General features: G+C 39.2%; 11 protein-coding genes. 1 reads left to right on the forward strand and 10 read right to left on the reverse strand.

Going from position 1 to position 8,033, the window contains the following annotated elements; genetic code table 11:
* Positions 1–103: 103 nt before the first annotated feature.
* A complete protein-coding gene (locus LQ203_RS14500) occupies positions 104–400 on the reverse strand; it encodes a hypothetical protein (RefSeq protein ID WP_230159090.1) in 297 nt (98 codons plus the stop codon).
* A gap of 19 nt (positions 401–419) precedes the next feature.
* Positions 420–782, reverse strand: coding sequence for a single-stranded DNA-binding protein (gene ssb / locus LQ203_RS14505; protein ID WP_230159091.1), 363 nt, complete (start codon positions 780–782; stop codon positions 420–422).
* Between the two features lie 370 nt (positions 783–1,152).
* Between ssb and LQ203_RS14510 the strand changes: the two genes are divergently transcribed.
* Entirely contained in the window at positions 1,153–1,587 is a 435-nt protein-coding gene (locus tag LQ203_RS14510) for a YwpF-like family protein (RefSeq protein WP_230159092.1), read from the forward strand.
* Positions 1,588–1,705: 118 nt separating this feature from the next.
* Here the strand turns inward: LQ203_RS14510 and LQ203_RS14515 are convergent, their stop codons facing one another.
* The 8 genes from LQ203_RS14515 to LQ203_RS14550 form a co-directional block, all read right to left on the reverse strand.
* Entirely contained in the window at positions 1,706–1,990 is a 285-nt protein-coding gene (locus LQ203_RS14515; RefSeq protein ID WP_230159093.1) for a hypothetical protein, read from the reverse strand.
* Positions 1,991–2,298: 308 nt separating this feature from the next.
* Positions 2,299–2,727: a 3-hydroxyacyl-ACP dehydratase FabZ gene (gene fabZ / locus LQ203_RS14520; protein ID WP_230159094.1), complete on the reverse strand. Its 429-nt coding sequence runs from the start codon at positions 2,725–2,727 to the stop codon at positions 2,299–2,301.
* A gap of 123 nt (positions 2,728–2,850) precedes the next feature.
* Positions 2,851–3,105, reverse strand: a complete 255-nt coding sequence (locus tag LQ203_RS14525; protein ID WP_230159095.1) for a DNA-directed RNA polymerase subunit beta — start codon at positions 3,103–3,105, stop codon at positions 2,851–2,853.
* Between the two features lie 172 nt (positions 3,106–3,277).
* A complete protein-coding gene (locus LQ203_RS14530; RefSeq protein WP_230159096.1) occupies positions 3,278–4,126 on the reverse strand; it encodes a flagellar hook-basal body protein in 849 nt (282 codons plus the stop codon).
* Between the two features lie 55 nt (positions 4,127–4,181).
* Positions 4,182–5,021, reverse strand: coding sequence for a flagellar hook-basal body protein (locus tag LQ203_RS14535; protein ID WP_230159097.1), 840 nt, complete (start codon positions 5,019–5,021; stop codon positions 4,182–4,184).
* Between the two features lie 278 nt (positions 5,022–5,299).
* A complete protein-coding gene (locus LQ203_RS14540; protein ID WP_057911932.1) occupies positions 5,300–6,301 on the reverse strand; it encodes a rod shape-determining protein in 1,002 nt (333 codons plus the stop codon).
* A gap of 306 nt (positions 6,302–6,607) precedes the next feature.
* Entirely contained in the window at positions 6,608–6,880 is a 273-nt protein-coding gene (gene spoIIID / locus LQ203_RS14545; protein ID WP_034315767.1) for a sporulation transcriptional regulator SpoIIID, read from the reverse strand.
* Positions 6,881–7,281: 401 nt separating this feature from the next.
* Positions 7,282–8,033: group II intron maturase-specific domain-containing protein (locus LQ203_RS14550; protein ID WP_253074191.1), on the reverse strand; the 752-nt coding region annotated here is incomplete at its 5' end.

Consider the following 8,033-nt stretch of genomic DNA (forward strand, 5'->3'; position numbering starts at 1 on the left):
CAAATAACTTGATACCTTTTGCGGGTAAACCGGAGTTTCCAGCGAGGAAAAAGCTTATTTGCTTTGGGGAATGAAAGGGGAAAAAATGAGCTTTATGCTGCAATCAAGCTTTACGGAGTTTTTTTCTGTCACCGAAACATCCTTCGCCTTGTTCAAGAGCTGAAATACGTTCCGTTAATTTTTCATTATGGTCGTATAAATACTTATTTTGAGTTACCAATTGGGCAAGCATCAATTTAATCTGTACTAATTCATATTCATTATCCGAAGCTTTTACCTGGGTCTTCGCTACATGACGAATTAAAACACTAATGAGTTCTTCTATGCGCTTATTATTTTTTATTGTCTGAAAAATCGAGGGTGCTTCTGCCCGGACGCAAGCCTTATCTCCTTCACTCATGCTCAACCTCCAAGTAAGACTATAAACCAATATGTTGAAAATCCTTTGGCTTAACATCATTTTGTTTAGTTGCAATAAATTGAACCATCTCTGCGATCACTTCAGTAACATATACATTTTTACCCTCTTTGTTTTCGTATCTTCTCGTTTGTATTCTGCCTGTGATACCGATTAATGCACCTTTTTTACAATATTGAGCCGTATTTTCAGCCGACTTTCTCCATATGATACATTGTACAAAGTCAGCCTCATAGTCACCAACAGTATTTCGAAAGTTACGGTTGACCGCTAACGTGACATTGGAAACAGCCTTACCGTCAGGGGTATATCTTAATTCTGGATCCTTCGTAAGCCTGCCGACGAGGGTAACTTGGTTGATCATCTATTCACTCCTTTCTGTTTATTATGCTTTTATCATACTCGTTCTCGACTTAATTAAAAAATGGATGAAATGACCTTATTCCTGCCTTTTTCTTCATGAAAAATCGATTTGAAGCGATTCAAAAATCAATTTTTATCGTTTGAAATTCCGTAAAAAACGAAAAGTTAACAAAATTAAATATTTTGCAAAATTTTATTCTATCGTTCATAATTTAGACAGTTGTTAGGTTTTCATTTCATTAAGGGACAGTTTTTTAGTATGATATAATTACCTTAATAAGGATTAATCATTTGAACCATTTCGGGGGGTAGATTTACATTTACAATGAGAGGGGTAATACCGCTCTTCTGGCAAGAAACGGAGGAATTAGATGAAATCATTTAAATTAATCTCGTTGCAAATTGTTACTGAGAATTTACACTTGATTGATATTGCATTGACAGACGGGTTAATCATTAATAAAGAAAACGACGCTAGAACATGGTTACTGGAAGCTTTTGTAGAAGAAAGTCATTTCAATGAGCTTGAACCCGCACTTCCCAAGATTGACGGAGAGGTGTATATTCAGGCCGTCATTACCAAAAAGGACAATGAACCGGCTTTGTTTCACACTGTCTTACGCACCATAAGAAAAGTAGGCAACCATTACAGCCTATTATTCGTTGGTCACATCCAAAAAACGCGTAGCAAATATGCAGAACTTCTTCTTGAAGATTTGGTCCAAAAAGGTCTATCCGGCGAAGAGCTAATAAATGAGTTCAAGCAAAAAATCCGCTCAAAGCCTAAATTGGCCACGAATAAATAAATACCCTTCCCTTATTTCCAATTCCCCTAATCGAATACACACAAAAAAAGACTGACTTAGACGAATAAGGATGATAATCCTCTTCTTACCTAAGACAGTCTTTTTCATTCAGTGCTAATTACTTATTGTTGTCGTCTTTTTTATCATTGTTGTCAATCAAGTCATCTTTGTCATCTACGTCATTATCGTTGTTGTCCATCATTCCATCATCATCATTATTATCATTGATGTTGTTATCATCTGTGCCATTGTTATCATTTACACCATTCTTATCATCTTCAATGATTTTGTTATCATCTTCAGGTGCGGGATTGTTATCATTATCATTCGTTCCACATCCAGCAAGGAACATTATGGATAATAAAGAGCCCCCGAGTAGTGCAAAAATTCTTTTCTTCATCATTTTTGGCAACCTCCCTTCTTTCTTAATCATTAGCTATTTTGCCCGAATGTGAAAATAACTTGCGTCCTATTTTTTTTATTTAAAAAGAAAAACCACCGATCTCATCTTTCATAGGAATTTCATCAAAAAAAAACGCCGGACATATAAAATGTCCGGCATTCAAAGGGAGAATAGAAAGGATCTTATCTGCTTTTGCTTTTTATAAGCAATGCAGTGCTTCTTTTATATATACACTGCTACACGATCCCCTAAACCTTTTTTGAAATATAGTTATATGAATCCATTTTATAAAAATGAATGTACTTTTTTTATTTGTCACCAAAAGCAAACATGATATCGGCTTCACATGCTATTTCGCCATCCACCGTTGCGACCGCTTTCCCTTTGCCCATCGAGCCTCTCATACGCACTATTTCGACTTCAAGACGCAGCTGATCACCTGGTTTTACCTGCTTTTTAAAACGACAATTATCAATTCCAGCGAAAAATGCAAGACGCCCTTTATATTCATCTTGTTTCAAAACGGCTACAGCGCCGACTTGCGCTAAAGCCTCGACAATTAATACCCCTGGCATAACTGGGTAATCCGGAAAATGCCCATTAAAGAATTCTTCATTCGCTGAGACATTCTTCAAACCTACCGCTCTTTTCCCCTCATCTATTTCTATGATCCGGTCCACTAATAAGAATGGGTAGCGATGCGGAATGATTTCCTTTATTTGTGTGATATCAAGCATATTTTTTTCCTCCTGAGATTTTTTTTTCAATAACGTAAACGTGCCCCTGCCTTAAAGACAGAGGCGTGGTTGCCATGTACTATAGAACCGAAACCGACGGCAACTGCCTCATAAGACAAGGCACTATGCACCCTTATTCACTATATCAATAATATGGGTCCATGTGGATTTTTGGAAAACATCCATTGCATGTCCTCCCCCGATCACACTATAACCTAATAGTGCCCCGGACAATACAGCAATGAAAATCAATCCGATAACAATGAGTAAACGAAGCCAAATTGGCAAAAGACGGACCTTGATTCTACGATTCGGTTTCGTCTCAACTTCCTTTATCTCTTCTTCAATTTGTTGTCTCATTACACGATTTTGTTCCATATAGAATGTGAAAGCTCCTTTTTCTAAGAAAACTCGCCGACTGATTTTTCTCTATACTCCAGAAATTCGGCAGCTATGCAAAATGATAGGCACAAACGATTCTCTTTGCTATGAATTCATTATAACCGATTTGCTATAATTCCGCAGGGAAGCATTTTATTTTCCAGAAAACTCAACGGATTCCATTGATTAATCCACTCATTTGATCAGCCATCGTAACTGCCCGGGATTGAAATTGATAAGAACGCTGAACAGTGATCAGATCCGTCATTTCTTTGGAAAGGTCGACATTTGATGACTCCAGAGTGCCTTGACGGACAGCTATTTGATTACGGGTATTCCCTGTTAGTGCAGTCATGATATCATTTTTTGCAACACCCAAGGCATCGATGTTTTCAGGAAGGCCCAGTAAATTTCCGCCTAGCTGATCAAGAAATTGCGGTTTCTTGACCGAGACGATGCCGAGCCCAAAACTCTTTTCGCCGTATTCTTCCGTATCCACCAACAATAAGCCATTTTCCGAGATCTTAATGTCTTTAATACTTCCGTCAATAAGGATCGGGTTTCCATTTTCGTCAAGGACTTGATGTCCTGCGGAGGTAACGAGCACCATTTGTTCTGGACCATTCCCATTAGGAGATAAATAAAAGGCACCATCCCGTGTAAGCCTTATATTGATTCCTTTGTCATCCTTAACGCTTACAGTGAAGAATTGGTCTTCCCTAGTGAATGCTGCATCAAGGTTACGGTCGGTCGTCTTTAATGCCCCCTGCGATAGCACCAATTGAGATTGGCTTATCCTAGCACCTGTTCCCTGTCGAATGCCAGGTGTGGTCAACCTCCCTTTTTCCTTCGTCTCACTCGGCTGATTATTGAAACTCTGTATCAATAAGTCATTGAAACTTGTTTGGGTCTTTTTGTAGGCAGTCGTGTCCACATTAGCGATATTATTACTTATTTGATCGAGTTTACTTTGAAGTTGGTTCAGCGTATTCGTCGCTGTCATCATGGTCCGATTCATGGATATTCCCCTTACATGTTCAATTTCCCAAAGCCGCTTTTCTTCTAATGTTCACTTAAAGCTTGCCAACTTCATTGACCGCTTTATCCAAACTTTTATCATAGGCTTGAAGGACCTTCTGACTCGATTCAAAGGAACGGTATGCCGACATCATTTCTGTCATCGTTCTCGATTGATCGACATTAGAGCCTTCAAGGAAGCCTTGCTTAGTAGAAAAACCAACCTCTAAGGCTGCGTATGCGCTTGGTAATCCCCCATCATTCAACACCCTATAAAGGCCTTCCCCGTCCTTCATGAGCTGTGATGATGGATTATCTGAATAACCGATGCCCAGACGTGCCGTTTGAACATTTCCTTCTAAAAGAATACCGTTTTCCGTTATGGTGAACCGATCGCTATCAAGCTTGATCCGCTCATTACTTTCATTCAATACATAATGACCAGCAGGTGTAGTTAAATAACCTTGTCCATCTAGAGTAAAACTGCCGTTGCGCGTATAACGAAGGTTACCATCACCATCCTGAACAGTAAAAAACACCGATCCTTGCCGGCCGGTTTCTTCATTGATTGGAGGGTTTTCATCAGCCAAGGCAATATCTGTATTAAGCTGGGTCTCCTCCAATGTACCCTGGGTAAATAAAGGGTTAGCCTCCTGTACGTAAACGCCGGTACTAAGCCCACCAATCTTGGATAAAGTAGACATACTCAATTTGTTCTCCGTAGGAATCGTTTTACCATCCATGTTGCTAATAAGCATTTCCGGAAATGACCTTACACTTGTTTGATCCGCCTTATACCCCGTTGTATTTGCATTGGACATATTATTTGTGAGCAATTCCGTTCGCCTTTGCTGTGTAAGCATCCCGGAAGCAGCTGTATAAAAACCTCTTAACATCTTCTTCACCCTCATTCAACATAACTTATCCGTTCAATTTCTCATATCTTTCTTATCGGTCATGAACATCAGTATCTTAAGGAAAAAAGAAAAGCATTAGGCAGAAGAGTTTGTCTGTATTTTAGGCTAGGTCAAATTTAAAGGAATGGTGTTAAATTATTGATTAAAAGAAGAGGGCCTATTGCTCATCAGTACTAGAACTGCACGCACTTTCACTATGCCTCATGTTTGTCTGAACCTTAGACCCCTATCTTATGATGCAGATTTCCATCCGCTTTTTAGTTGAACTTGTGGCGTGGCAATTTATCCATATTATCAAGCATGATACCAGTTCCAATTGCTACACAGTCCATTGGATGCTCTGCGACGAGTACTGGGACTTTGAGTTCTTCCGCAAGTAGTAAGTCAATGCCGTGAAGCAATGCTCCGCCACCTGTTAAAATGACGCCACGATCGATGATATCAGCTGAAAGTTCAGGTGGTGTCCGTTCAAGTACGCTTTTCGCAGCTTGTACAATGATGGAAACCTGCTCGCGAAGAGCTTCCTCAATTTCTTCAGAGTTGACCGAAATGGTCCTAGGTAATCCTGATACCATATCACGCCCACGAATATCGATGACTTCATTACGTGAACCAGGGAAGACGGTTGCAACCTGGATTTTAATGTTTTCCGCAGTACGTTCACCAATCAGAAGTTTATACTTCCGCTTGATATAATGTAAAATTTCATTATCGAATTTGTCACCGGCCATTTTAATTGAAGAAGATGTAACGATATCCCCCATTGAAAGAACGGCTATATCGGTTGTACCGCCGCCAATGTCTACGACCATATTGCCGCTTGGTTGGAAAATATCCATACCAGCGCCGATTGCAGCCACTTTTGGTTCTTCTTCAAGGAATACTTTCTTCCCGCCACTTTTTTCAGCAGCTTCTTTAATCGCTTTTTGCTCGACACTTGTTATGTTTGTCGGGCAGCAAATCAAAATTCTAGGCTTTGAAAGGAAGCCTTTCACATTCAATGTATTGATAAAATGCTTAAGCATCGATTCTGTTACATCAAAATCCGCAATGACCCCGTCTTTTAAAGGACGAATTGCGATGATGTTTCCTGGAGTACGGCCTACCATTTTACGAGCCTCTTCCCCGACAGCAAGAACGCGGTTTGTATTCTTATCAATCGCTACTACCGATGGCTCATTTAACACAATTCCTTTACCTTTGACATGTATAAGAACATTGGCTGTTCCAAGATCTATCCCAATATCTCTAGCAAACATTTCTTAAATCCTCCTTGAATATCCTCACATATAACCTACTTCTGTCCTAATTGTTTATTTTACCATATTGCATTGACACAAGTAAGTATGAATTATAAATAATCACTAACAGAGACTATTTTTACCTAAAATCCCAATATGTATTAAATTTCAATACCATAAGTACTATTTTCTGCCTTTCCCCATAAAAAAAATCCCGGTACGGAATCGGAGTCAAAAATCAGAAAAAAGTTGACACATTTTCATGTCCCTTTATCCATTCCCTGATTGCCCGATCACTTCCAAATACCGGAATGATATCAGTGATTATTTAACGATTTCTTCTTCTCTTTCAGATCGTTTATATTTTAATTTTGTTGCTTCACCACCTCTAAGGTGACGAATGGATTTATGATAATCCAATATATCCTTCACTTCGTTAGCCAAATCTGGATTAATTTCTGGCAGCCTCTCCGTTAAGTCTTTATGCACTGTACTTTTAGAGACTCCAAACTCTTTTGCAATGACCCGGACTGTTTTTCTAGTTTCCACGATATACTTTCCTATCTTGATAGTTCTTTCTTTGATGTAATCGTGCACACCACTCGACCTCCCCAAATTGGATGTGAGAAGTGTGAAATGAGATTCGTATTTTTCGAATCGAATACCGCTGCCCTATAAACAATGAAAGATAGAATTATTCACCTATTAGATAATTTGTAATAAACGATTCCTCACCTCAAACACTCTCTTTGCATGGTTTATAACATCTTATTAGCTTGGTTAAGAATATATGCCTAATGGGACAGGAGGTTTGGATTTATTTCTTAGTTTTATCTATTTATTTTCCTTAGGAACAAATTATTTCCCGAGAAATTTGTCGCAAATTCAACTATTTCAGCAAATTGCTCAATATTTCCTCGAAAATCGAGTAGGAGGAGGCGCCTAGCCTCCGACCTCTCACACCACCGTACGTACCGTTCGGTATACGGCGGTTCAGTTTAAGTCTGACGTAGTTTTGTATATCGTTCATATAGATTTACTAACCCTTGGTGGTGCCAATAAACATTATTAAGGGTTTTGTCTAGAATAGGACTATGCGCTATGCGCCAATAACCCTTTCTGCTATTTCCCCATTCATATGCTTTTCCAAATGGGACGCCTAATCCTTTGAGTTTCCTCACTCTCGTTCTTGGCAATTTCCATTGTTTCCATAGGCACATCCTGAGTCTTCTTCGAATCCATGAATCTAAATTCTTCAATACGTTCGGGGTATCAATGAGGGCGAAATACCCCATCCAACCTCTAAGGTATTGCTTTAACTTATTTATTCGGAGTTTCATGGGTATCGGTAATTTTCTCGAGGTCATTTCCCTGATTCGTTTCTTTACTCTCTTCACCGTTTGTTTAGCCAGTAGAACCTTCAGGTTCTTCTTTGACTTCGTGAAACTAAAACCGAGAAACGTTCTGTTCCAAGGGCGATCATACTTCGACTTCTCGTAGTTGACCTTTAGCTTCAGTTTATTTTCAATGAAGCTTGAGATATTTCCCATTGCACGTTTGGCGGCTTTTCGTGTCTTCACAAAGATAGTACTGTCATCCGCATACCTTACGAATCGAAGATTACGTTTCTCTAGTTCTTTATCTAAATCGTCTAACATGATATTAGATAATAAAGGACTTAACGGACCTCCTTGCGGAGTTCCCTCCTCACTTTTATGAAAAAGTCCGCCTATCATAATGCCTGCTTGAA

It is taken from the genome of Peribacillus sp. Bi96, from assembly GCF_918698115.1.
Lineage (GTDB): Bacteria > Bacillota > Bacilli > Bacillales > DSM-1321 > Peribacillus.